This is a genomic window from Bacillus cereus group sp. MYBK79-1 (genome assembly GCF_051915365.1).
Classification (GTDB): Bacteria; Bacillota; Bacilli; order Bacillales; family Bacillaceae_G; genus Bacillus_A.
In genome coordinates, this window is sequence record NZ_JBQAEO010000014.1 from 68,337 (window position 1) to 94,547 (window position 26,211).

Here is a 26,211-nt window from a genome sequence, read left to right on the forward strand (position 1 = left end):
CCTTTCCAGAAGAACATAACAAAAAAAGGAGAGAACTTCTACTTCATATTATCTCTATTCTATTAAAAAAGCAGGCCATTTTCTGGCCTGCTTTCCCCTCTTTTATACGATGAAATATACTGCTTTTAATGGTCCGTGTACGCCGACAACAAGATTCATTTCAATATCTGCCGAGTTACTAGGTCCTGTAATAAAGTTAATACAAGATGCCACTGTCTCACCATTTTCTACACGCGAGTTCATATCCTGAACTGCTTGTGTAATACGAGGTACAAGTGTTTCACGTGGAATAATAGCAAAGTATACAGTCGGTAAAAAGTGTAAAGAACGACCTTGGCCTTTATGACTTTGTACAACGATCGTACCAGATTCAGCTAAAGTATAATCACTAAAGGCAATTCCAATATTCGCTCTTTCTGCGATACGCATATTCTCTTCTTTTTTCTCAGGATCCCATACATTCACTTCAACATTTTGCTTTGGAATCTCTTCTTTAAATAAAGAAGTCAATCCATAAGAATCAAAACGTTCATCTGCCGATAACATAATAGGTCCCCCGCCGTTCTCCATGATTACTTTTTGAATATCTTCACGTAAACGGTCGTTTGTCGTTTCCACCACAGTTGTATGAATGTTTGTACATTGATTTTTAAATACTTGTAACAATTCTTCTTGTGAATAATCTTTTAGCGTTTCTACATTCACATTACTTTTCCATGCTGGACGCTTTACGCCTTCCGTTTTACGCGCGCGTCCGAGTTCTTTTGCAATATTCTCTAGAAAGGACTCACGGTTTTGAATTAATCCTGTCATTATTTGTCCCCGCCTTTCTTATGATCTTTATACCAATCACGGAATCTTTCTTTACTTGGAGCCGGGAATTCACGAATATCTGTCCAGTTTTTAAGTGGCCCAACACCTTTTGATACACGGTTACCAGATGTAAATGGACTCATTGCTGCTGGCGCCATTTTTGATCCCATTTTATATAAAGCGGCTGAAGATGCACCCATACTAAACATTTTCATTGCTAATTTTTCGGCAAGTGGAGCACGCCCTTCTTGCTCAACGATAACTTGACGATGTTTTAATAATAAATCATGTAATGGAATTTTTACTGGACAAGCTTCTGTACACGCTCCGCATAAACTAGAGGCATAAGGAAGCTCTTTGTAATCATCATATCCGCCTAAAAGTGGTGTTAATACCGCACCGATTGGCCCTGAGTATATAGAGCCATATGAATGTCCACCAACATGACGATATACAGGGCATACGTTCACACAAGCAGCACAACGAATACATTGCAATACTGAGCGGAATTCCGATCCAAGAATTTGAGAGCGGCCATTATCAACAACAACTAAGTGGAATTCTTCAGGTCCATCTACTTCCTCTTCTTGAATTGGTCCCGCTACAGTTACATAACTGGTTAATTTTTGCCCTACTGCACTACGACATAGTAAACCAACTAAAACATCTAATTCTTCCATTGTCGGAACCATACGTTCCATACCCATTACTGCAATTTGAGTTTTCGGAATCGACATGACAAGATCGGCATTCCCCTCGTTTGTTACTAAACAAAGAGAACCAGTATTTGCAACAGCGAAGTTACAACCTGTCACACCAATTTCCGCATCCATAAATTTCTCACGAAGTTGTTTACGAACAAACTTCGTCATTTCGTATGGATCGTCAGAATTTTCATAACCAAGCTTTTCTTTAAATACATCACGAATTTGCGTTCTATTTTTATGAAGTGCAGGCGCAATAATATGTGAAGGTGGATCGTTATCTACTTGCAGAATATACTCTCCTAAGTCACTTTCTAACACTTCACAACCGATTTCTTCAAGCGCATGGTTCATACTAATTTCTTCTGTTACCATCGACTTTGATTTTACTACTTTTTTTGCCTGCTTCTTTTTGGCAACATCTTGAATATACTTTGCTGCTTCCTCTTTCGTTTTCGCAAAGTACACATATCCGCCTCTTTTTGATACATTTTCACTTAACTGCATTAAGTAATAATCAAGATTTTCTAACGTATGTTGACGAATTTCTTCACCGAGTTCACGCCATTCTTCCCAGTTTCCTAATTCATCCGCCGCTTTTAAGCGATTCGTATATAATCGTGTTTGTGCAGAAGATACTGCTCCGCGCATAAACGAATCTTGAATTCCATCGCCAACGCGATCATTAAATTTTTTCTCACTGATTTTCATAGACATAGCTTATGTTCCCCCTTCATGAGCGACTATTCAGTACCTCAGCAATATGCATTACTTTTATTTCTTTTCCTAAACGCTCAATACGTCCGCCAATGTTTAACAAACACCCACAATCTGCACCGATTAAATAATCCGCACCTGTTTCCATTGCACTATCTACCTTTTCATCTACCATTTGCTCAGAAATTGGAGTCATCTTCACTGAAAACGTTCCCCCAAACCCGCAACAATTTTGTGCGTTTGGCAGTTCTCTCACAATTAATCCTTTTACGTTTGATAATAAAATTCCTGGTGCCTCTTTTACTCCAAGCAGGCGTGTCATATGACACGATTTATGAATAGTAGCGATCCCTGGTAAACTTGCCCCAACATCTGTCACTTTTAAAACATCTACAATAAATTGTGTGAATTCATATGTTTTATCAGCAATCTTTTGTGCACGTTTAGCCCACTTCGGATCATCTTTAAAAACATGCGGATACTCATGAAACATTGTCGCACAAGAACCAGATGGCGTAACGATATATTCTGCATCTTCGAAAGTTTCAATCATATGTTTCATCGCTTCTTTTGCTGCTTCTACATGGCCGCTATTATAAGCAGGCTGACCACAACAAACTTGTGCTTCTGGAAATTCAATTTCACAACCTAAACGCTCCAACACTTCAACTGTTGCTTTGCCGACGTTTGTTTCAAACATATCGACTAAACAAGTAACAAATAAAGTAACTTTCATAATTATTACTCCCCCTTTTTACAGCTCCACCAACAAACATATGGTCATCAGATGACTAAGAAAAGAAGAAATAGGCTCAACCATGGCCTATCCTCTCCCTCTTCTAAAGAAAACGCTTACTTAATCTCTCTCTATTTTATCAAAAAATTTGATTTTTAAAAGATTAAATTACGAATTTATATCGTTTTACCTGTGACAATATGTTCTACATTTGTTAAATGATCTAGCATCGCTTGCTGCGCTAATTCTACATCTTGCTTTAACACTGCATCATATATAACTTGATGCTCTTCTATAAGTCGTTCTGATGTTGTTTGTTCACCATATAAAATAATGCGTCTTGATTCACCAATTGTTTCAGCAATCATCTCTGAAACATGATTCATGAGTTCAATCAAAATGTTGTTATGCGAAGACTCCGCAATTCCCATATGGAACTGAAAATCTGCTTTTTCACCAGCTTTTTCATCTCCAATGCTCTTTGCCATTTCATCTAACCAATGCTTCATATTTTTCAAATTCTCTTCCGTACGTTTTGCCGCAGCTGCTCGAACTGCCCCCACTTCAAGCACCTTTCGTACTTCTAATAAATTCAAAATATCTTCTTTCTTCATTAATAATCTATTGTTTAATGATTTTGTTAATGAAGAAGAATCGAAATTCTTCACATATGTACCTTCTCCTTGTTTCATCTCAATTAAGCCCATCGCTCTTAGCGCACTTAACGCTTCACGAACAGCAGATCTGCCAACTTGAAACTGCTCAGCTAATTGATGTACAGGAAGTAGTTTGTCACCAGGTTTTAACGTACCATTTTTAATCATTGTTAAAATAGCTTCAGATACTTCTTCGTAAATTTTCTTCGGTTTAATCGATTTGTACTCCAGTTAAATCACCTCAGTATCTTCCAAACAACAATTGAAACGATTTATAAGAACTTTGCATCATAACTATTTTAGAACGAATTGGTAAGAAGTACAAATGTTTTGTTCATAAAATCGTCAAATTTTCGATATTTCTTACATATTAATTTATATCTTTCTGTATAACTATTGTCTCCTATATAAAAAAGCATGCCCTAAAAATTAGAACATGCTCCTCTCATCCTGTACTTTCAATTTAATAATAACCGTCGTCCCATTCCCTTTTTCACTTTCAATTCGCCACTGTCCATCATGGATATGAACAATTTGTCTTACAATAGCAAGACCTAGACCTGTTCCACCATGTTGACGACTTCTCGCTTTATCCACTCTATAAAAACGTTCGCCAAGATTTTCTAAATGCTCTGTATCAATACCGATTCCTGTATCTTTTATTTTTAATTCACAGTAATCATCGATTTGTTCTAAAGTTATATTGATATCCCCGTTTTGATTTGTATACCGTATCGCATTATCTAACACGTTATGAAGCACTTGTTGCATGCGATCCTCATCAATCATTACAATGATTTCTGGATTTAAATTTGTTGAAATACGAATTTTCTTTTCTATAAATTTAATCTCATACGTATCCAGCACATCTTCAATCAATTGTGAAAAAACGATAGGTTGTTTCTTTAACGGAAAATGTTCCCCTTCTAATTGTGCTAAATCTAATAAATCATGAACGAGGCGCTGCATACGATCTGCTTCTTTATGAATGAGCTGTGTTACTTTTTCCTGCTGTGGTCCTTTCGCTACACCATCTAAAATAGCCTCGCTATATCCTTTTATATAGCTTAGTGGTGTTCTTAGCTCGTGTGAAACGTTAGCTAAAAATTCCTTACGCTTTACGTCTTCTGTCTCTAAAGAATTTGCCATTTTATTAAATGCTTTTCCTAATCGTCCAATTTCATCTTCGGAAGAAATTGTAATACGTTCTGAGAAATCTCCCGTAGCCAAATGATTCGCAACTCGTTCCATTTGCGAAAGTGGTCTCGTAATAGCAATAATAATCTTTCTACCAATCCATATTGTTAGTAACGTTATAGCAAGTGCTAACGGTGCCAAAATAAGGCCCATATCATATATTAAGTCTTTTATACTTTTTAAAGGAATATAAGAATATACAATACCAACTAATTTTTTATTTTCTAAAACAGGGATGACAACTCCCATAATATTACGGTCAAAATGCTCCTCATATCCTATCTTTGTCACAGTTTTTCCATCTAATAATGCTTGCCTGTCCCCTTCACTTATAAGAGAGTGATGATGCACATCAAAAGGTAAACATGCGCTTAAATCACGTGGGTTCGATACGAAAAGAACGTCTGAACTAGATATTTGATCAAATGCTCTTACTTTCTCTTCAAAAGTTGATATGCCTTCACGCTTATCATATTGCGCAGCAAGACCCTTCCCCTCCGTTACTAATGAATCTTTTAAATTATCAACGTATAGTTTTTCGTACGAGTATAAAGATACAAAATAGAGAAAGGAAACTGTTACAAATACTGCACATACTACTGTCAGCCAAAGCTTCTGTACCATCGTAAACATACGTTACACCTCAAATTTATAGCCTACACCCCAAACAGTTTGAATGTAGTTTCCACTTTCTCCAAGTTTCAAACGCATCGTTTTCACGTGCGTATCTACTGTTCTTGTACTTCCGGCATAATCATATCCCCATACCTTTTCCAGCAATTGTTCTCTGCTAAATACTTGTCCCGTATGTTGGCAAAGAAAATAGAGTAAATCAAACTCTTTTACCGTAAGAGAAATCGGCTCACCGTCTGCCTCAATCTTCCTACTTTTTTCATTAATCAGGATTGGTCCAAACTGAACCTCCTCTTGTTGTTCTTGCTTTGTATACCGTCTTAACACAGCTTCCATACGAGCAATTAATTCTCCCGGGCTAAATGGCTTTACAATATAATCATCTGCCCCCATACGTAAGCCGTTCACCCTATTCCACTCTTCACCTTTTGCTGTTAAAAATATAATTGGTACATCTGACGTCTTTCTAATTTCTTTACAAACTGAAAGCCCATCCATCTCTGGCATCATAATATCTAGTACAACAAAATCATAATGATTCGTCTCTAATTTTTGTAGAGCTTCTTTTCCATTTTCAGCTTCTCCCCACTCGTACCCGAAATTATCTAAGTACATGCCAACGAGCTGCCTCATATCACTTTCATCATCTACAACTAGCACCCTATATTTACTCATTGTCCTTCCCTTCTCTCTCTATGAGTTGAAACGGCCCTTTTCCGACTTTAATTGTTTGTTTTATTTTCAAATTCTTCATATCCATGACGCACAATTCATCACTATCATAGCTTGCTACGTATCCTTCTGCTCCGCTCTTCAAAAATGCAAATGGGTTCGATCCTACTTCTACAGAAGCAACCTCTTTATACGTGCCAACATCAAACTTTCTAAGCGTATTCGAACCGTGACTCAATGCATATACATACTTATTATCCTTCGTTATATTCACAGGCATAAACGGGGCGTGTAAAGAACGTACCATTTCCCCGCTCTGCAAAGAATACACTAATACTTTCTCATTCACTTGATTTCCATCACCATGCCCACCAATCCATATTTCTTTCCCATTCGGACTAATTGTCGCTCCCGTTGACGCTGGGGGAATCATAAAGGATTGGATCACTTCTTTTTTCTTTGTATCAATTATCGTTAGCTTCGTATCATAAAAGTTTAATACAGATAACTGGTTATCATGCTCTACCATCGTTATTGGTCCTTTTCCGGTTGACACACTCCCTGTCTCTTTCCCTTTTATCGTAAAAAACCTTACCTTTTGAGCATTTTGATCGGCAGCAAATAATTGCTTTTTATCTTCTGATACGACCACATTTACAATGCCTTTTCCCGTTTTATATTTTTCCACTTGCCTTCCTTCTGCTAGTGAATATACATACATGTACTCTAGCTGCTTACCATATACAAGTATGTCCTCACCGTTTGGAAGTAGTGCAATTCCTGCCATTGGTTCATTAAGTTCCCATGTCGTAATTAACTTTTTAGTTTGTTTATCAACAAAACTAATACTACCTTCTTTTATATTCGTTGTTATAATAACACTTTTATCTTTAGCAATCGGTGTATATGAACTTCCTTGACACCCTACTAATAGAAATAAAAAACAGAGAAGAAAAACATACTTTCTCAAAAGATTCCCTCCATCTTCGGATGATTTCGTTATAATTGTAAAATAACAAATAAATGTGTGGAAAGTGTGAAATTTCCCTTTCTTACTTCATTTACATATATAATGTACAACAAATAGAATTTGAGGTGTGCAAATTATGCTTTTTCCTGATTTAGCGAATAAAATTGTACGAGAAGTACGCAGACTAATTAAAGAAAATATTATTATCATTAATATACAAGGCGTTATTATCGCAAGCACAGATATAGAAAGAATCGGTCAATTTCATGAAGGTGCACTCCGTTGTGCGAAGCAAAAGAAAACTGTCATTATTACAAAAGAAGATGAACGACGTTTGCAAGGCGTAAAGGCGGGTATGAACCTCCCTTTATTATTCCATGACGAAGTAATTGGTGTCATTGGAATTACAGGCGAACCTGAAAATATTTCACAATACGGAGAAATATTACGTAAAATGACCGAACTACTCATTCACGAAAACTACTTTTTAGAACAACTAGAACTTGAACACCGTTCTTATGAAGCATTTGTCTTTGATTGGCTTCAAAATACAGACTGGTCTCCAAGCTTTCTCGATCGCGCCAAAACACTCGGTATTGATTTATATAAGAAAAAACAACTTATTTTGTTCTCTATTGATCAAAATGACACGATGCTTCAGCGTAAGATTTGGCAACACGTACGCAATCTATTAACAAAAGAGCATCTATTTGTTCGCTGGGGAAATGATCGATTCATTCTATTTACAGCCACACACTCTAAAGAGCAAACATATCAATTTTTAAAACGATTAAAACAAGACTGTGAAACTTTATTTTCTATTCCTTTATATATTGGGATTGGACAATCCATGACGCCAAGCAATATGAACTTATCGTACGAACAAGCATTACAAGCTCTTTCCGTATCACTTGAAACGAAGGAAATTGTATTTAATGAGGATTTACGTTTAGAAATGTGCTTGCAAGATATTTCTGCTGAAACGCGGGAACAGTTTCTAAGGCGCACGATCGAAAATTTATTATCGTCTTCCGAGCTTATGCACACCTTACGCTTATTTATCGATTATAACCAATCTTATAAACAAACAGCTGAAAGATTACATATACACATTAACACATTGCATTACAGACTAAAAAAGATTGAGGAGCATACAGGACTTGATCCGAAACAATTCAAAGATTTAAATATTTTATACTTCTCGCTCCTCTTATTAGACAATCACACAAAAAAGAATGATAAAATAGATTAATCTTTAGATGATTATACATAGAAAGAATCCCCCGACTTTTTTATCATTATAATGAAAGCACTGTGACAACGTTTTTTATCATTACGAATTACGTTAACAGTTTGAGGGGGATTTCCAATGTTAGAAAAGCAAATTATTGATTCATTCGTATCCATTGTTGGCGAAGATAATGTAGATACATCCAATATGGGGCGTTTAACGTATAGTTATGATGCCACTCCAAACTTCCAAGCAATGCCTGATGCAGTCATTGCTCCTCGTAATACAAATGAAATAGCTGAAGTGTTAAAAGTATGTAACACTCACAAAATCCCTGTATATGTTCGTGGTTCTGGAACAAATCTTTGCGCTGGAACATGTCCACTTGAAGGCGGTATCGTCCTTATTTTCCGCCATATGAATAACATTTTAGAAATTGATGAAGAAAATTTAACAATTACTGTACAAGCTGGTGTGATTACACTTGATATTATTAAAGCAGTAGAGGAAAAAGGTTTATTTTATCCGCCAGATCCAAGCTCAATGAAAATTTCTACAATTGGCGGTAATATTAATGAAAACTCAGGTGGATTACGCGGATTAAAATATGGCGTAACTCGTGATTATGTGATGGGTCTTGAACTTGTCTTACCAAATGGCGATATTATTCACACTGGCGGTAAATTAGCAAAAGATGTAGCTGGTTACGATTTAACTCGTTTATTTATCGGTTCTGAAGGAACGCTGGGCGTCGTAACAGAGGCAATATTAAAACTCGTTCCTATGCCTGAAACGAAAAAAACGATGCTTGCGCTCTATGAAGATATAAATGAAGCTGCACGTGCTGTTTCTTCTATTATTGCAAATAAAATTATTCCAGCGACACTTGAGTTTTTAGACCAGCCGACAATTGAAGTTGTAGAAGAGTTTGCACAAATCGGTTTACCAACTGACGTAAAGGCAATTTTATTAATTGAACAAGATGGCCCGCCCGAAGTTGTCGATCGAGATATTGAAAAAATGGCTCACGTTTGCCGCTCTATGAATGCAGTCGATGTTCGCGTTGCAAAAGATGAAGCGGAAGCAGATGCGCTTCGGACAGCTCGCCGTAGTGCACTATCAGCACTTGCAAGATTAAAACCTACAACAATACTGGAAGATGCAACAGTACCACGCTCACAAATTGCTCCGATGGTTGAAGCAATTAATGCCATTGCAAAAAAATATAATATTTCTATTTGTACGTTTGGACATGCTGGTGATGGTAACCTACATCCAACTTGTATGACAGATGCTCGTAATGAAGAAGAAATGCACCGAGCTGAACAAGCTTTTGCTGAAATATTTGCGAAAGCAATTGAACTTGGCGGCACGATTACTGGTGAACATGGTGTTGGCGCGATGAAAGCTCCGTATTTAGAAATGAAATTAGGTAAAGAAGGTATTGCTGCTATGCAAGGAATTAAACAAGCCTTCGATCCAAATAACATTATGAATCCAGGCAAAATGTTCGCGAAAGACACTCGTAAAAGAGTGGTGGTTGAGCGATGACAACATTAAATAAAGAAAACATTCAAAAGGAATTTAAAGAACGATTAAGTGAAGATGAACTATTAAACTGTATGCGATGCGGTTTCTGCTTGCCAACTTGCCCTACTTACATTCAATCTGGATATAAAGAATCACATTCACCACGAGGACGTATCGCATTAATGAAAGCAGTCGTTGACGGTTTAATTGAGCCAGATGAAGATGTTGAAAATACATTAAACGTTTGCCTGGGTTGCCGCGCTTGTGAACCTGTTTGTCCATCGGGTGTGAATTATGGACATTTATTAGAAGAAGCTCGTGATATTATAAATCAAAATAAAAAGTTCTCGGTGCCAGTGAGAGCCGTTCGTAAAGTCGTGTTTGAAGGACTATTCCCGCATCAAAATCGAATGAGAACATTAACAGGATTAATCGGATTTTACCAACGTTCTGGTTTACAAACGCTAACACATAAAACAGGGATTATGAAGTTATTCCCTGAAACACTTGCAACGATGGATCTTGTTTTGCCAAAAGTCCCTAAAATGAAAGCAATGAAAGATCGCCCTGAATTTTTACCCGCTGAAAGTACAAAGAAGAAACAAGTTGCATTCTTCACAGGTTGTTTAATGGATACAATGTTTTTAGAAACAAATAACGCAACGATGAAACTTCTTCAGTTAGCTGGTTGTGATATCGTTATTCCGAAAACACAAAGTTGCTGCGGGGCATTACATGGACATGCTGGTGAGAAAAGCGGAGCAAAGGAACTAGCGAAACGCAATATAAAAGCATTCGAAGATTTAAACATCAACTATATTATTACGAATGCCGGTGGTTGCGGAGCTTACCTTGTAGACTACGATTATCTTTTAAAAGACGATCCACAGTGGGCTGAACGCGCAAAGCAGTTCGTTTCTAAAATTAAAGATATTACCGCTATTCTAGTAGAACTAGATTTCCATAAACGAAAGGACTTACGACTCACACCGCAAATTATTACGTATCAAGACTCTTGTCATTTACGCAATGTTATGCGAACATCTTCAGAACCTCGTATGCTACTAGAAGCAATTCAAGGCGCCACATACCGTGAGATGAAAGACGCGGATCGTTGCTGTGGTTCCGCTGGTATTTACAATATTGTTCATTCAGAGTTATCAATGGAATTTCTAGATTACAAAATGGACCGTGTGCATGAAACAGACGCAGCAACCATTGTTACTGCAAACCCAGGTTGTTTATTACAAATGAAATTAGGGATTGAACGAGAAGGTCTTTCTCATAAAATGAGAGGAATTCACATTGTAGATCTATTATTAGAAGCAATTGAAACCAACTCGTAATAACTCGTAACATACGTAATAATAAGAAAACGGCTATCTCCTTCGTCTACGTAAAGAGATAGCCGCTTTTTTGTCCGCTACAACATTAAAAATATGTTACTTTATTATAAAAAAGAACAACAGAAACATTACAGTTTTGTAAAAATCAATCCAGTATATTCCTCAAAAAAATGCTCAAACCATTGATACAATAGGATTCTTCATTTTCAATATAGGTACATTTATCCAAAAATACCCTCTTAAAATCAAGTATAAAAATGCTGAAAATTCCTTTTACACTCTATGTTTCTCTTATTTCCCCCCATTTCCCCTCTTAGGATAAATTAGGTAAATTTTAAGTCTATGAATTTTTTTCCATCTTTTTTCTTGCAAATTGTATGCTACGATGAATTTGTCAGTCGGACAGGCTGTCAAAACAAATCGTGTGAAAACAAATTAAAACTTTATATAGGGGGACACACATCATGAAAAAGCGTGTTTTATTATCTGTAGCTGCTGCAACAGCTCTTACTCTAGGAGTATCATCTTTAGATGCACAAGCTGCAACAGTACAACCATCTAACATAAAGGTTCAAAATATTCAGCATTCAAAAGTGATGATGAAGCAAATGAGCCAACAAGAATTACAAGCATTCTTACAATCTATGGGAGTTGAGTCATTAGCACAATGGCAACAAGGAAATTTCCAACCAAACTGCTATATTCCTGGTCAACAACCAACTGAAAATGTTGTAACTGAGCAACCAACAGCTAAGCCAGAAACTCAAAAGCCTGTTGAACAAAAACCTGCTGAGCAAAAGCCTGCTGAAGAAGTTCAAAAACCAGAAACTCAAAAGCCTGCTGAAAACAACAATACTCAAAAACCTGCTGAACAAAAACCTGCTGAGCAAAAGCCTGCTGAAGAAGCAAAATCTTTAAGCGAATTCGAACAACGTGTTGTTGAATTAACAAACGCTGAGCGTACAAAACAAGGCTTACCAGCATTACAAATCGATACTGAATTAAGCAAAGTAGCACGTATCAAGTCTGAAGATATGCAAAAAAACAACTACTTTGATCATAACAGCCCTACATACGGGTCTCCGTTTGACATGATGAAGAAATTTGGTATTTCTTATAAGTCTGCAGGTGAAAACATCGCTCAAGGCCAACGTACACCTGAAGAAGTAGTACAAGCTTGGATGAACAGCGCTGGACACCGTGCAAACATCTTAAATAACGGCTTCACTCACATCGGTGTTGGTTATGTAGAAAGCGGCAACTACTGGACACAACAATTTATTACGAAGTAAATAGATTAAAAGAGTCTTCTCATAATGAGAAGACTCTTTTTTTACGTTTCATAACTTTCTATTATGTATGAATACAATATGTAGAACATAAACAAAATAGAGCCACAACTTATTACAGTAAGTAACATATAAAATCCCCATTTCAAGTTCAAAAACAAGGAAAACAATATACTACATGCCATTACTTGAAAAATCCGCCTGCTCACTAAACGAATTTTTTGTAATTGAATTGGGTCTTTTTCCTTACTCTTAACTTCTTTAAACCCTTTACTAAGCATAAAGAGAAACATACTAATCCCAATTGTTAATCCTGTCTGAAAGGATATCACACTTCCAAAATTAATAAAGAGAATGAGCATATGGATAAACAACATAAATAAAGTAATCGTCTTTAGAAATCCACTTATAATGAAATGCTCGCCTTCATTCAACTTATATATATTATGTGAAATAATATACACGAATCCATGCAAAAAAATAATAAGACAAGGAATAAATGCTATAACAACTTGTTTACTCATAAACTCGTTCGGCCGACCATTTTCATTCCAATGTACTGCCATACGGTTTGGTAAATATGGATAGAGGCATAGAGTAACTAAAAGACAAGCGAAAAATATTCCTAGTATATATTTATATTTGACCAAGTGATTCTCACCTCTCTTTTCTCTTAACGGCTTCGCTTCTTTTAGAGAAATTCCTGCAAAAATCTACTTTTCTCAAATTTAAACTTATATTTTACGCATTCATTCTTTGAAATTCTTTCATTGTATTATTTAATTTTGTAGGAAATGGTACATCCACTTCAATCTCTTCTTTCGTAATTGGATGTAAGAAGTTTATTTTCATCGCATGCAATGCTTGCCCAGACATATATTGCGTTTGTCCACCATATAATACATCCCCGACTAATGGATTACCATTGTAGCTCATATGAACACGAATTTGATGAGTTCTACCCGTTTCTAATTGTAACGTTACGAGCGTAATATTTTGGTTCTTAAAATACTCCTCTACTTTATAAAATGTGATTGCTTGGTCTCCATTTGGAGAAACACGTCGTCTCGTCGCATGATGGCGATCTCTTCCAATCGCCGCGTCAATTGTTCCTTGTTTCTTTTTCACTTTTCCTTCCACAAGCGCCGCGTATGTTCTTTTAATTTTTCGTTCCATTAATAAACGATCCATAATTGCACCCGCAATTCTATGCTTAGCAAACACGACACCACCTGTCGTATCTTTATCTAACCGATGAATATGACGAACCTTCGTCTCTAAACCTTGCATTTGAAAATGAAAGGCAACAAGGTTTGCAAGTGTTCCCATCCCACCTTTTTCAGCAGGATGCGTATCCATCTTCTCAGGCTTATTCACGATGAGTACGTGATCATCTTCATACACTACATCTAATTCACCATATTCAGGCTCTACATCGTATTCTTCTTCTATAAACATATGCACTTGTAACTTATCGCCTTCTTTTAAAAGCTCATTCCATCTTCGCTGGTCTCCGTTAACGTTAACACCTTTTTCCATACGAAGCTGATGTAACAACTTTTTCGGTATTTCCCATTCTATTTTTAATAATGACTCAATGCTTATACCATTCCATTTCGCTGGAACAGTAATTTCGCACCATTCGCCCTTTTTCTTCGTTTCCATACTGTATCACCTTATTTCTATTGATTCTCTCATTGTAACGGAAAACACAATTTGATGCACCGTCAAAAATAGAGGACAGTCTTATAGTAGACTGCCCCCCCTCATGCTCTACGCCGTTTCATTTCCTGCAATACTTCGTCCGCTTTTTGCTCATACGATAAATCTTTAAAGAAATCCGCCAATCTTTTATAATCATTATACGTATCTAATAAATCATCCATCTTTTCTACTTTCATCACGTGTTGTTTTTGCTTCATTTTTACTGGATAACGATAACCCGATACTTCTTGTATTTTGTAATACTCATCCTCTACTTGAATGACCTTTACAAGTTCCTCCTCTTCCGCATCCATCGTATATCCATCAAAATCTCTAAGCAATTCATAAATGATATGAGTCCATTCATCTTTTGGATAAAATCCTTTTTCTAACCGATAACCGACAATGCGATACATATGCCCATCGTTTTCTGCAAACTGTACTGTATCATTTAGCTTAAACTTAAAATAACGAAACATTGCCTTCACCTACTTATATGTAATGTTCTTATCACATACTATTTGCAAAATGTAGGTCTTGCTATTCATAAAAAAATACTCATCTCATAGATGAGTATTTTTTACGATGATTTTTCTCTTTTCTTTCGAAATGGTAACCACCAATTCCAGTCTCCAAACAATTTCATTAAACTCGGTACAAGCATAAGACGAATAATTGTTGCATCAAGGAATATCGCTAATGCAACGCCAATCCCCATTTGCCGTACTGGTAAAATATCAGTAAAGGCGAACGCACCAGTTACAACAATCATAATTAACGCAGCTGATGTAATGATCCTACTTGTTGACACAAGTCCTTCTAACGTCGCTTGATCATTATCTCCTGTTTCTTCATATAACTCATGAATACGTGAAATAAGAAAAACTTCATAATCCATGCTAAGCCCAAATACAAGGCCGAAAATGAAGATTGGTAAGACAAATAGAACAGGACTCGCTTCTAAACCAAAATGCCCACCTTCAAATAACCAAACAACAATTCCGATTGTTGCGCTTAAACTAAGTATATTCATAATAATCGCCTTAATCGGAATGAGTATAGATCGGAATGCAAATAATAATATAACAAAGGTCGATCCAAATATAACAGACATACCAATTGCAACTTTATCTTTAATTTCATCTTCTAACTCTTGTTGGAAGGTCGTCATTCCGCCTAGATAATACGTCACATCTGTTTCTTTATAATTTTGTTTAAAATCACGAACCCACTGTTTAGCAGTTTCAGTACGTGGTTTTGTTTTCAGAAAGACTTCTATCGTCGTCTTATTCCCTTTCGTATATGCTTCAAATATAGGAGCTAGTTTCGCTGCTTCTGGCGACGCTAACATTCCAGCAACTTGATCTGCTTTCATACCAGTTAACCCGTCGTATAAGCTTCTAACTTCATATACTTTCTTATCATCTTGTAACTTTTGAACGACTTCTTCTATCTTTTGTAAACTTTCTTTTTCTTTCATATCTTTTTTCGTCTCTACCACTAACGTAACATCAGCATGTTTTTTTGCAGTTTTATTAAATGCCTCTTCGTACTTCTCATATGCAATTCTTGTATCACTTTGTTTAGGTAAAGCTTCCACATCAGGGAACTGCAAATTAGCTGTACGTAATGGCAATAAGCAAATCACAATAAATGTTGTAACAACAATAATCATCGCAATTGGATGTTTCATTACAAATTGTGCAAATTTACGCCATGCCTTCGCCGGTGTATGTGCTACTTGATTCTTTTTTAATATCCGTTTTCCAATTAATGATAAGAGCGCTGGAAGAAGTGTGAGTGAGAATAAAATACTCATAATCACAACAATCATTCCGCTAATTGCGACAGACTGAATATAATCAATTTTAAAGAAAAACAAGCCGGACAATCCAACAAATACACATAATCCTGAAAATACGATTGCACGCCCTGCTGTTTGATATGTAATTGCTATCGCTTCTTTTACCGTTCGTTTTGCAACTTCCTCTCGAAAGCGATTTACAAATAATAGCGCAAAATCAATGGATAACGCAAGTCCAATCATCGGTGCAACATTTAACACAAAGATAGATAGTTCCTTATCGACACCTATAAAGTACAATATACCCATCGTACTAATAACACTAAGTGCCCCATTTACAATTGGTAAAATAGATGCCAAAAGGCTACCAAATGAAAATAGTAATACGAGAAATGCAATTGGCAGGCCAATCATCTCTGCTACTTTTAAATCATTTTGCGTTCTTTCATTAATCTCTTGATTAATTTTTGGAAATCCTGTTGGCGTTACTTTTAACGCTGTATTACTTTCTTTTTCGACTTTATCAGCAAATTGTAATGTCTTTTCCATTCGTTCCTTATTTGTTTTCCCGGAAAATAAAATTGTCGCATAGCCGATATCATCTTGTAACATTTCTTTATTTTGCACTGGGTGATGGAAAGATTCATAAGTCTCTTTCTCTTGTACATTCTTTACAATTTCCTCTACTTGCTTTTGAAATCCCTCATGTGAAACACCTTTATTTTTTTCAAAAACGAGTAAAAGTGTATCTTGAGACCTCTTAAAATCTTTATCTAAAATTTCTTTCGTTTTTTGATAGTCCCCTTCTGTTTGGAAACCGTCACCACCTAATACTCCTGGTAGCTTTGGAGCGAAAATACCGAGTCCTATCGCAAGCAATAGTAATGCTACAATTACCGTATAACGAAACTGATACAAAAAAGCGCCTAACTTCCCCCACTTATCTACTTTATGTACATTTGTTTTCACACATTTTCACCTACTTTAAATAATTCAATTATCATTTATACTGTATCACATCTTCGTACAAACAAAAAACGTCTGGAAACACTATAATGATAGTTTTTCCAGACGTTTTTCTATCTCTCTTTATTGAGTCCTAATCTCTCTGTAAGTAAACGGTGACAGTAAATCGCCATAATTAGTAAAATACCACCTACGCAATAACCAGCTAAAATATCAGTTGGATAGTGTACATTTAAAATAACTCTACTTAACCCAATCGATACAATGACTATTCCCATCAAAATCGTTATAACATATTTCCCTGTTACACTCTTCAAATTAGCGGCAATGATATAAGCAAGAAACCCGAATGTCATAATAGATAACATTGCATGCCCACTAGGGAAACTATACCCAAGTGCATCAAACGCTTCATTTAACGACGGACGTTCTCTTTTCGCAATTTCTTTTATCCCTTTATTTACAAGATGTGTTACTAAAATACCAACTGGATACACGATCATCGCAGCATAATAACGTTTTCTCCAAAAAACAAGTAAACTAACAATGAGAGTAGTTACGACCCCAATGGCAGACCCTAATTTTGTATAGTGCGAGAAAAATGTAAGCGAATCTTCTGTTTGTAATCCTTTTACTAATCCTCGGACGTATGTATCCATCACTGTAACGCCACCCGCATGTACGCGCCAAGCAACAATGCCAAATACAACAAGTAATAAAGCGATACATACTAGCTCATATTGATATAACTTCTTTTTCAAACTATTTCCTCCTACTATGAAAAAATGCGATTTCTACTTTAGAAACCGCATTTCCTTACTTATTTACCTTTTGTTTTTAACTCTGTCCAGTAACGATCATAGTCTTTTAACTTATCGTCTACATCAACAAGCCATTCTGTACGATCTAATTCTTCTTTCGTTAAGAAGATCATGTGGTTTTCACGATATTCTTTACTATGAAGAGGATGAGCTTTTTCATTTGGATTACTGTATCCAATTGACTCGTAGTTTTTCACACTTACTTTCTCATCTAGTAAGTAGTTCATAAACTTCTCTGCAAGCTCTTTGTTTTTCGCACCTTTTGGAATTGCTAACGTATCAGCCCAAATTGTGCCGCCTTCTTTTGGTACAACATACTCTACATCTTTATTATCTTTTGCGATAAATGCTGCATCTCCAGACCAAACTGTTCCGATCCAAGCATCTTCTGTAATGAATTTTTGTTTAATATTATCTGTATCAAATGCTAATAAGTTTGGAAGTAGCTTCTGTAAATCAGTTGCTGCTGTCTTTAACTGTGCATCTTCTTTCGTGCTGTTTGAGAAGCCGTTTTTCTTAAGACCCATACCTAATACTTCACGAGAATCATTTAATAAAGTTACATGCCCTTTATATTTCTCATTCCATAGGTCAGCCCAGCTTGTAGGAGCTTCTTTCACATACTTTTTATTGTATGCAATCCCTGTTACACCCCAAGTGTATACTAAAGAATATTTATTCTCTGGATCAAAAGCCGGTGTTTTGAAATTAGAAACCATATTTTCGATATTCGGGATATTCTTTTTGTCTAACGGCGCTAATAAATCCATTTTCGCCATTGTTTTAACCATGTAATCAGACGGCTGAATTAAATCATACTTCGCGCCACCAGCTTGTAATTTCGCAAGCATTTCTTCATTACTTGCATACTTATCATAGTTAATTTTCACGTTATATTTCTTTTCAAAATCTCTTAGCACTTGCTCATCAAAATTGTCAGCCCAGCTATAAATGTTTAACTCTTCTTTCTTTTCACCACAACCAGCAAGTACACCAGCAACAAGGCTAAAACTAATCGCTGCGCCGGCTAATCTTTTCATTAATTTCATCGGTTTATTACCCCCTCGTACTTTCTATATCGTTCGTATTATAAAGGAAGGTGTCCTCCAGAGTTTTCTTCACCATCTGCACCTTTGTTACGGAAGATTTCAGATAGAACCATTAATCCTACGATAGCTACAATTAAAATTGTAGAAAGTGCATTAATTTCTGGTGATACTCCGCGCTTAACCATACTGTAAATGTATAATGGCAATGTTGTTGATCCTGGTCCTGATACGAAGAAACTAATTACAAAATCATCAATTGATAATGTGAATGTTAATAATGCGGCTGAAACAACTCCTGGTGCAATTGCCGGGAACGTTACATAACGAAACGTTTGCCACGGCGTTGCTCCTAAATCATTCGCAGCCTCTTCTAAATCACGTCCCATACCAGAAAGACGTGCTGCTAAAATAACGACAACAAATGAAATACTAAATGTAATGTGTGCGATAATAATTGTTGTTTTGCCAAGTTCCATACCTAATTGACTAAATAAGATAAGTAAAGATAATCCCATTAAAATATCAGGAATTAAAATTGGTAAATACACAAGACCGTTAATAGCCCCTTCATAACGATATTTATAACGATGTACTGCAAGCGCGAAAATCACACCAAGAACTGTCGTTACAATCGTCGTTACGATCGCAATCGTCATACTATTTACAAACGCATCAATAACATCTTGCTTTTGAAATAAATCTGTATACCAATGGAGCGTAAAACCTTCCCATTCCGCATTAATGCGAGAATCATTGAAGGAATATACCATTAAAACCATCATTGGAAAATACAAGAACAATAAAATTAACCAAGAATAAGAAACTAAAAACTTCTTCATCTTTCTCTATTCCCCTCCGTTCCCATCATATTTATATACTTTCGTTGCACGATAATATAAGTAAATTAACAGAACAGAGAATAGAACAACAATCATAGACAACGCAGACCCAAACGGCCAGTCACGCGCTCCTAAGAATTGATTTTGAATTACGTTTCCGATTAACGCTACTTTCGATCCACCCATAACGTCTGATACAACAAACATTCCGATAGAAGAAACAAACACTAAAATAGAACCAGTAGCAATCCCTGACATTGTCATTGGTACTGTTACATTCCAAAATGCTTTCGCTGGTGTTGCTCCTAAATCATAAGCTGCTTCTAGCTTACGCTTATCAAGCTGCTCAATTGCTGCATACACCGGTAAAATCATAAATGGTAATAAAGAATAGACCATTCCGAGTATTACAGAAGGTGTGTTATATAGTAAATTTAACGGTTCACTAATAATACCTAGTTTCAATAGCAATGTGTTTACAAGACCTTGTGAACGTAAAATAACAATCCATGCGTATGAACGAACAAGGAAGTTAATCCAAAACGGGATCGTTGCCAATAATAAAAGAATGGAACGGTATTTACGATCAACAATTGTAATTGTATAAGCAAATGGATAACCAATTACTAAACAGATTACTGTTGTAATAACTGCAATCTTAACAGTTTCCCATAACGTTCCCATGTATAGTGGATCAAACACACGAGCTATATTCTCTAACGTAAATTGCATTTCCACTGTTCCGTATGCTCCGCGCTGCATGAAGGCAAATGCCAATACAAACAGAAGGGGAATTAGGAAGAAGATTAACAGCCACGCGACTGTAGGTAGTGCGAGTAATTTCCCTTTTTTCAATTTAAGGTCACCTCGTCCTCTTGCTCCCAGCCTACGTATACATTATCTCCAATGCTCCACTGCATTGCTTCTTCAGCAGTTTGATATGCCATTAGTAATTCTGATGTTTTCTCGTCACGTACATACAGCTTTTCCATATTTCCAACAAACTCAACGTCTTCAATATGTCCAAGATGGTATTCTTTTAAAATCGGCTCTTCAACCGAACGTACCTTTACGTTTTCAGGGCGAATTGCTACATAGCCTTCCCCGTTTTTCACAATATTATTTTCACCGATAAATGTCGCAACGAACATCGTTTTCGGCTTATTGTAAATTTCTTTCGGCGTTCCAATTTGTTCAATATGTCCTTTATTCATAACGACAATACGATCACTCATGCTCATCGCTTCTTCTTGATCGTGCGTTACGTAGATGAACGTAATTCCTAAATTACGTTGTAAGTTTTTCAATTCACGTTGCAAATCTTTTCTTAATTTAAAGTCTAACGCCCCAAGTGGCTCATCTAGTAATAATACACGCGGGTTATTTACAATCGCTCTCGCAATTGCTACACGCTGCTGCTGTCCACCAGAAAGCTTTGCAGGTTTACGATTACGGAACTCAAGTAACTGCGTTAAACGCATTGCCTCTTCAGCACGCTCTTTCTGCTCTGCTGCCGGTACTTTCTGCATTTTCATACCGAAACAAATATTTTTCTCCACATTCATATGTGGGAATAGCGCATAATGTTGGAACACTAAGTTCATATGACGCTTATATGGTGGCAAATCGTTAATCTTTTCATCATCTAATAAAAGATTCCCTTTAGTTGGCGTTTCAAATCCTGCGATCATGCGAAGTAACGTTGTTTTCCCGCAACCACTCGGCCCTAAAATCGTTAAAAATTCCCCTTCTTTAATGTCTAAAGAAAGAGGTGGGATAATCACTTGATTTCCAAAATGTTTTTCTACTGCTTCAACTTTAATAATCTTTTTCATTTTCCCGTCCTATCTACCTTAAATTTTAATTTTTATATTCATGAATAAATATTTATGTTCTATAGACTATTTTTTGTTTCGATCCAAACAAAAATGGTTGTTTAGCAGCGTTCTCTTCTATTCTTTATGTAGTATGTTTGATTCATTTTCGCATGATACATATGTCGAACAGAAAAACCCCTTCCATTGCGAAGGGGTTATTATCATACGGCTACGCCTACTGATAAACACCATCATCATTTTAACAACTTTCGTATGAATTTTAAAGCACTTTTTGTAGAAGAGTAACGAATTTTCATATCGAATGCCGTAGATTGGGCTAAAATGCTTTTATAATGTGAAAAAGTCCGAAAACTTTCTTCCCCATGATAACTACCTAATCCACTACTTCCGACGCCACCAAAAGGTAAATATGGCGTTGCAAGATGATAGACAACATCATTAATACACCCTCCGCCATATGAAATATTACTCGTCACTTTCTTTTGCACTTCTTTATCTTCAGAAAATACATATAACGCTAACGGCTTCGGATGTTGCTGAATTGTGCCAATTACCTCTTCTATGTTGTCGTATTCTACAATTGGTAAAATCGGACCAAAAATTTCATCTTCCATAACCGTACTTTGCCATGTAACATTTGTTAACACTGTTGGTTCTATATGTAAAGTTTCTTTTTTATAGTTCCCGCCGATTACCGTTTTACCATCTTTCAAAAATGTACATAAACGTTCAAAATGACGTTCAGTCACAATTCGTACATAATTGTCATTGTTCAGTGGATCTTTTCCATACTGCTCCGCAATTTCATGTCGTATCGCCTCGATTAACTGTTCTTTCACCGAAGCATGCACATACATATAATCAGGCGCTACACACGTCTGCCCTGCATTTAAAAACTTACCCCACACAATTCTTCTTGCTGTTACATCTATTTTTGCATCTTTATGTACAATACATGGGCTTTTTCCGCCAAGTTCTAACGTAAGTGGTGTCAACCGTTTCGCTGCTGCCTCCATGACAACTTTTCCAACACCGACACTACCTGTAAAGAACATATAATCAAACGGTTCCTTTAACAATTCCGTACTCTCTTCTACACCGCCTTCTACTACTGCTACAAGCTCTTCTTGGAATAATTCCTCTAACATTCTCGTAAGCACTTTAGAAACGTTTGGCGTTAGCTCTGACGGCTTTAAAACGATTGTATTTCCAGCCGCCAACGCTCCTACAAGAGGTGCAATTGCTAATTGAAATGGATAGTTCCACGGTGCAATAATAAGCGTCACACCGTACGGTTCAGGCACTACTTTCCCCTTCGATCCAAAATGAGTGAGTGCTGTTCGAACACGCTTCGGTTTACTCCACGATGAAATATGCTTCAGTTGAAAGGAAATTTCTTTTAATACATATCCAACTTCCGTTGTAAACGACTCATGAACTGACTTATTTAAATCTAATTTCAATGCCTGAAATATTTCTTCTTCAAAACGCTGAATGCCTTCATAAAGCTTCTTCAAATTATTCTTTCTCACTTCTACACTTCTCGTATGGCCATTATAAAAATATACTTTTTGTTTATTTACAATAGAAGAAACACTCATTCATTCACCTTCTCCCACTATTTTTATCCAATTCTTTCATTATTTATATAGACTTCATATATAATAAATTTCTATTTGTAAAGTTACATTATATATAATTTCTTCTTTTATATAAAATTCATTGCTCACAAAAAAACTACCGAAAGAAACTCTCTCGGTAGTTTTACTGTATTAACGATATAAGCGAACAGCACCTGCAGAATTATCATCAGCTTGTCCTACTACTTCAAACTTTAGGCCAAGGTTCGGTAAAATACGTCCTGCATCTGGAATCTGTTTATTAATATACGTTTTCGAATCATCAAACTTCGACACACCTGCTAAGCCGTTATACGTATACGTTCCACGAGTTGGAGATACAACTTTCCATGCTGGCGTTTTATCGAATGAGAACGCCGCATCAGCGATTTGGAATCGTGTACTACTCTCAATTGTCGGTTTACCATTTAAAGTTCCTACAATTGCTTCTGGATGAGAGTCAACTACACCAAGGAAACCATGTCCTGGATGTAAACCAACCCAGTTATCTGTGTAAGCTGAGTCTGCATACCATACAACCATACCAGAGTTATATTCTGGACCGCGAGCAAATTTCAATGCGCTATCTGATCCAGTATGATTTCTCCACTCTACATAGTAGTTATGTTTTTTCTTCTCAGTTCCGTTAGAAACTGCGAAACCATCTAATTTAAATTGTGGTGTACCTTCTGCATCATCAGAGAATACTACTTTGCCATCTACTGTTAATGAAGCATTATCAAGTAGGAAACCGTTTAATGCTAAACCACCATCTGTAATGTATTCAAATGTTAATTTTACTTTCTTACCTTTGAATTGGCTTAAATCATATGATTTATCAACCCATTTTCCATTTGTCGAATGTGCATTTCCACTATTTGCTTTCTCACCAAGTTTTTCAATTAGCGTTTTTTGCCCATCTTCTGTTACAGCATGTACTTCAAGGAAATCATACTCTGCTTCGATTTCATATAACGATTTGAAATCAAATTTCGCATTCGTTGCATTCGTTAAATCAAACAATGGTGTTTCTAACGTTGTATGAAGATTGTCACCTTTTGTGCTGTAGTAGTACTGCTTACCAAATGCTGGAGCAATCGTTTTTATATCTTTATCAGGTAAGTTTACACGAATCATACCTGGACGGTTCGTTTTCGTAACACTTTGATCTAAATATGTTGCTAGACCGATACCTTTATTTAATTTCTCGTAATCTACTTCTACGATATTCGCCCAGTTACCACCAATTGTTTTTTGGAAAAACTCTTTATTTTGTGGTGAGAAACTCGTTGGCGTTGTTCCTGCAATCTTACCAGCCCAGCTTCCGCCACTCATAACAGACCAAGCTTGAATTGGCTCACCATGACCAGTATAGTCTGTATCATACTCATCTGGAAGGCCTAAATCATGACCATATTCATGTGCGAATACACCAACTGCGCCATCTTCTGGCTCAATTGTGTAGTCGAATGCCGCTATCTTTCCGCCCCAATATGGAACTTTCGCTTGTGTACCTTCAATTGGGAATGGTTTTGGTCCAACTGTCCAGCGATGTGACCAAATTGCATCATCACCTAATTTACCACCGCCCGCTTCTTGTCCAACACCTGCATGAATAATCATTAAGTGATCAATTAAACCGTCCGGTTGCTTTTGATTTCCATCACCATTTACATCGTATTGGTCGAATTGGTCAAACTCTGATAAATCAAGGCCGCTATCTACAGCTGCTTTTAATGCATCTTTTACTAAATCACGTGGTCCTTTTGGTCCTTTATTATCATGACCTGTAGCAGCATCCGCACCGTAATCAGCAGCTTTACCAGGAACTGTTAACCATTTTGTAACTGTTCCGTCTACTGTGTAACTACCACCAGATTGCTCTTCATAATATTGTTTAAACGTTTCGATTTTGCTTCCATCCTCTAACGCAAATGGCTCATCACCGAATAACATTTTTTCATAATGTTCTTTGTTAAAGTCTTCCGAATACATATAGCCAGGCTCTTTATCGATATTGTTATGTTTAAAGTCAGCGTACTCTACAAGTAAAACGAGTACTTTATCTTTACGAACTTCACCGTTATATTCTTTTCCCTTTGCTGGAGATGTTGGTACTTTACCATTTAGACCACCCTTAACTGGGCCTGTCGCTGCAGGTGTTCCTGTTGCTGGTTTGTCTAACTTTTCTTTCGTATCTGCTTTCGCATCTTTCACTTTCTTTAAAAAGTCAGATGCTTCTTTCGTAAGTGGGTCCCCATTTGTTACTTCTTTCCCAGGATTTTCACCCTTTTTGTTCTCTACGTATTTTTCGACAGCTTTCTTTGTTTCTTTCTCTGAAGCTTTCGAATCAATTACCCCACGTTTTTTTAGCGCATCTGCTAAACGTTCTTCCGGAATTAAATGATCATCAACTGGGCTCGTAGCTGTCTTATTAACAGGCGTTTCAGCATATGCAGACTGGCCACCCGCTCCGAACGAAAGACCTAATACAGCTGTCAAAGCGATTGATGACAAAACTTTGAATGGTTTCTTGTTCATCCCTTATTTCCTCCCCTAATAAATAATATGTATTACAAATTGAATTTTATTAAAAATTCAATATTTTTTCAATATTTAGTCATATTATGTAATGTTTTTAATATATTTGTAAAAATTCCATAGTTAGCATACGAATATATCACAATTCAACAATGTTTTCTGAAAATATTGAAAATACTTGTCAAAAACTTTATAATTTCCATAGAGGGAATTTAATGGGGATTTTATCTTTGTTTTATCTACAAAATATTTGATAATTCACTATATAAAACACAAAATGCGATTGCATTATCATATATTCTGTAGCAGCAGTTATGACCGATAATTAGGGAGGAATTACATTTGTACAAAGATAAGACTGACGCACTGGACCAAGAATGGATTGATTTAATACTTGAAGCTCTAGATGCTGGTATCGCCCTGCAAGATATCGAACATTTTTTCCAACGTATGAAGCCATCCAGTCAGGCTCAATAGGCTTGTTCTTTTTAACGAAGTTTATGTTATAATAATGACATCATAAGACGACTACATAT

22 protein-coding genes and 1 pseudogene are annotated in these 26,211 nt (G+C 36.4%); 5 read left to right on the forward strand and 18 right to left on the reverse strand.

Going from position 1 to position 26,211, the window contains the following annotated elements; translation table 11 throughout:
* Nucleotides 1-102: 102 nt before the first annotated feature.
* The 7 genes and pseudogenes from ACTFOB_RS20170 to ACTFOB_RS20200 all read right to left on the reverse strand — a co-directional run bounded on the left by ACTFOB_RS20170 (nt 103) and on the right by ACTFOB_RS20200 (nt 7,098).
* Nucleotides 103-813, reverse strand: coding sequence for a LutC/YkgG family protein (locus ACTFOB_RS20170; protein WP_440025348.1), 711 nt, complete (start codon nt 811-813; stop codon nt 103-105).
* Nucleotides 813-2,234, reverse strand: coding sequence for a LutB/LldF family L-lactate oxidation iron-sulfur protein (locus tag ACTFOB_RS20175; RefSeq protein WP_151631204.1), 1,422 nt, complete (start codon nt 2,232-2,234; stop codon nt 813-815). The genes ACTFOB_RS20170 and ACTFOB_RS20175 overlap by 1 nt, the downstream gene beginning before the upstream one ends.
* 16 nt (nt 2,235-2,250) lie before the next feature.
* A complete protein-coding gene (locus ACTFOB_RS20180) occupies nt 2,251-2,970 on the reverse strand; it encodes a (Fe-S)-binding protein (RefSeq protein ID WP_440025349.1) in 720 nt (239 codons plus the stop codon).
* Nucleotides 2,971-3,138: 168 nt separating this feature from the next.
* Nucleotides 3,139-3,794 (reverse strand): annotated as a pseudogene (locus ACTFOB_RS20185) (FadR/GntR family transcriptional regulator).
* A gap of 261 nt (nt 3,795-4,055) precedes the next feature.
* Nucleotides 4,056-5,456, reverse strand: a complete 1,401-nt coding sequence (locus ACTFOB_RS20190) for a sensor histidine kinase (protein WP_440025351.1) — start codon at nt 5,454-5,456, stop codon at nt 4,056-4,058.
* Nucleotides 5,457-5,459: 3 nt separating this feature from the next.
* Nucleotides 5,460-6,131 carry a response regulator transcription factor gene (locus tag ACTFOB_RS20195; protein WP_000049882.1) on the reverse strand — a complete coding sequence of 224 codons (672 nt, stop codon included), beginning with the start codon at nt 6,129-6,131 and terminating at the stop codon, nt 5,460-5,462.
* A complete protein-coding gene (locus tag ACTFOB_RS20200) occupies nt 6,124-7,098 on the reverse strand; it encodes a YncE family protein (RefSeq protein WP_440025352.1) in 975 nt (324 codons plus the stop codon). Before ACTFOB_RS20200 ends, ACTFOB_RS20195 begins: the two co-directional genes overlap by 8 nt.
* Nucleotides 7,099-7,234: 136 nt before the next feature.
* On the opposite strand from ACTFOB_RS20200, the gene ACTFOB_RS20205 reads away from it, so the two are divergent.
* The 4 genes from ACTFOB_RS20205 (at nt 7,235) to ACTFOB_RS20220 (ending at nt 12,497) form a co-directional block, all read left to right on the forward strand.
* Entirely contained in the window at nt 7,235-8,350 is a 1,116-nt protein-coding gene (locus ACTFOB_RS20205) for a CdaR family transcriptional regulator (RefSeq protein ID WP_440025353.1), read from the forward strand.
* Nucleotides 8,351-8,467: 117 nt separating this feature from the next.
* On the forward strand, nt 8,468-9,880 hold the full coding sequence (glcD, locus tag ACTFOB_RS20210) for a glycolate oxidase subunit GlcD (protein WP_440025354.1): 1,413 nt from the start codon (nt 8,468-8,470) through the stop codon (nt 9,878-9,880).
* Entirely contained in the window at nt 9,877-11,205 is a 1,329-nt protein-coding gene (locus ACTFOB_RS20215; protein ID WP_440025355.1) for a (Fe-S)-binding protein, read from the forward strand. Before glcD ends, ACTFOB_RS20215 begins: the two co-directional genes overlap by 4 nt.
* Before the next feature lie 464 nt (nt 11,206-11,669).
* Nucleotides 11,670-12,497, forward strand: a complete 828-nt coding sequence (locus tag ACTFOB_RS20220; RefSeq protein ID WP_440025356.1) for a CAP domain-containing protein — start codon at nt 11,670-11,672, stop codon at nt 12,495-12,497.
* 41 nt (nt 12,498-12,538) lie between these two features.
* Here ACTFOB_RS20220 and ACTFOB_RS20225 read toward each other — a convergent pair whose 3' ends face one another.
* From ACTFOB_RS20225 to inhA1, 11 genes are all read right to left on the reverse strand, one after another.
* Nucleotides 12,539-13,144, reverse strand: a complete 606-nt coding sequence (locus ACTFOB_RS20225; protein WP_440025357.1) for a DUF1648 domain-containing protein — start codon at nt 13,142-13,144, stop codon at nt 12,539-12,541.
* 91 nt (nt 13,145-13,235) lie between these two features.
* Nucleotides 13,236-14,159, reverse strand: a complete 924-nt coding sequence (locus ACTFOB_RS20230) for an RluA family pseudouridine synthase (RefSeq protein ID WP_440025359.1) — start codon at nt 14,157-14,159, stop codon at nt 13,236-13,238.
* Nucleotides 14,160-14,260: 101 nt separating this feature from the next.
* Entirely contained in the window at nt 14,261-14,677 is a 417-nt protein-coding gene (locus tag ACTFOB_RS20235; protein WP_087979860.1) for a histidinol dehydrogenase, read from the reverse strand.
* 101 nt (nt 14,678-14,778) lie between these two features.
* The gene (locus ACTFOB_RS20240; RefSeq protein WP_440025362.1) at nt 14,779-16,971 is read right to left on the reverse strand and encodes an MMPL family transporter; all 2,193 of its coding nucleotides are present in this window, start codon (nt 16,969-16,971) and stop codon (nt 14,779-14,781) included.
* 110 nt (nt 16,972-17,081) lie between these two features.
* A complete protein-coding gene (locus ACTFOB_RS20245) occupies nt 17,082-17,729 on the reverse strand; it encodes a phosphatase PAP2 family protein (RefSeq protein ID WP_440025364.1) in 648 nt (215 codons plus the stop codon).
* A gap of 59 nt (nt 17,730-17,788) precedes the next feature.
* Nucleotides 17,789-18,838, reverse strand: a complete 1,050-nt coding sequence (gene potD, locus ACTFOB_RS20250) for a spermidine/putrescine ABC transporter substrate-binding protein PotD (RefSeq protein WP_440025365.1) — start codon at nt 18,836-18,838, stop codon at nt 17,789-17,791.
* A 38-nt stretch (nt 18,839-18,876) separates the two neighbouring features.
* On the reverse strand, nt 18,877-19,677 hold the full coding sequence (gene potC, locus ACTFOB_RS20255) for a spermidine/putrescine ABC transporter permease PotC (RefSeq protein WP_048561459.1): 801 nt from the start codon (nt 19,675-19,677) through the stop codon (nt 18,877-18,879).
* A 6-nt stretch (nt 19,678-19,683) separates the two neighbouring features.
* Nucleotides 19,684-20,532, reverse strand: a complete 849-nt coding sequence (gene potB / locus ACTFOB_RS20260; protein WP_000715495.1) for a spermidine/putrescine ABC transporter permease PotB — start codon at nt 20,530-20,532, stop codon at nt 19,684-19,686.
* On the reverse strand, nt 20,529-21,512 hold the full coding sequence (gene potA / locus ACTFOB_RS20265; protein WP_151631215.1) for a spermidine/putrescine ABC transporter ATP-binding protein PotA: 984 nt from the start codon (nt 21,510-21,512) through the stop codon (nt 20,529-20,531). Before potA ends, potB begins: the two co-directional genes overlap by 4 nt.
* 236 nt (nt 21,513-21,748) lie before the next feature.
* Nucleotides 21,749-23,116 carry an aldehyde dehydrogenase gene (locus ACTFOB_RS20270; RefSeq protein ID WP_440025368.1) on the reverse strand — a complete coding sequence of 456 codons (1,368 nt, stop codon included), beginning with the start codon at nt 23,114-23,116 and terminating at the stop codon, nt 21,749-21,751.
* Nucleotides 23,117-23,287: 171 nt separating this feature from the next.
* Nucleotides 23,288-25,675: a M6 family metalloprotease immune inhibitor InhA1 gene (gene inhA1 / locus ACTFOB_RS20275; protein ID WP_440025370.1), complete on the reverse strand. Its 2,388-nt coding sequence runs from the start codon at nt 25,673-25,675 to the stop codon at nt 23,288-23,290.
* A 342-nt stretch (nt 25,676-26,017) separates the two neighbouring features.
* Here inhA1 and ACTFOB_RS20280 point away from each other — a divergent pair, with 342 nt between their 5' ends.
* A complete protein-coding gene (locus tag ACTFOB_RS20280; RefSeq protein ID WP_000276217.1) occupies nt 26,018-26,152 on the forward strand; it encodes an anti-repressor SinI family protein in 135 nt (44 codons plus the stop codon).
* The last annotated feature ends 59 nt before the right edge of the window (nt 26,153-26,211 follow it).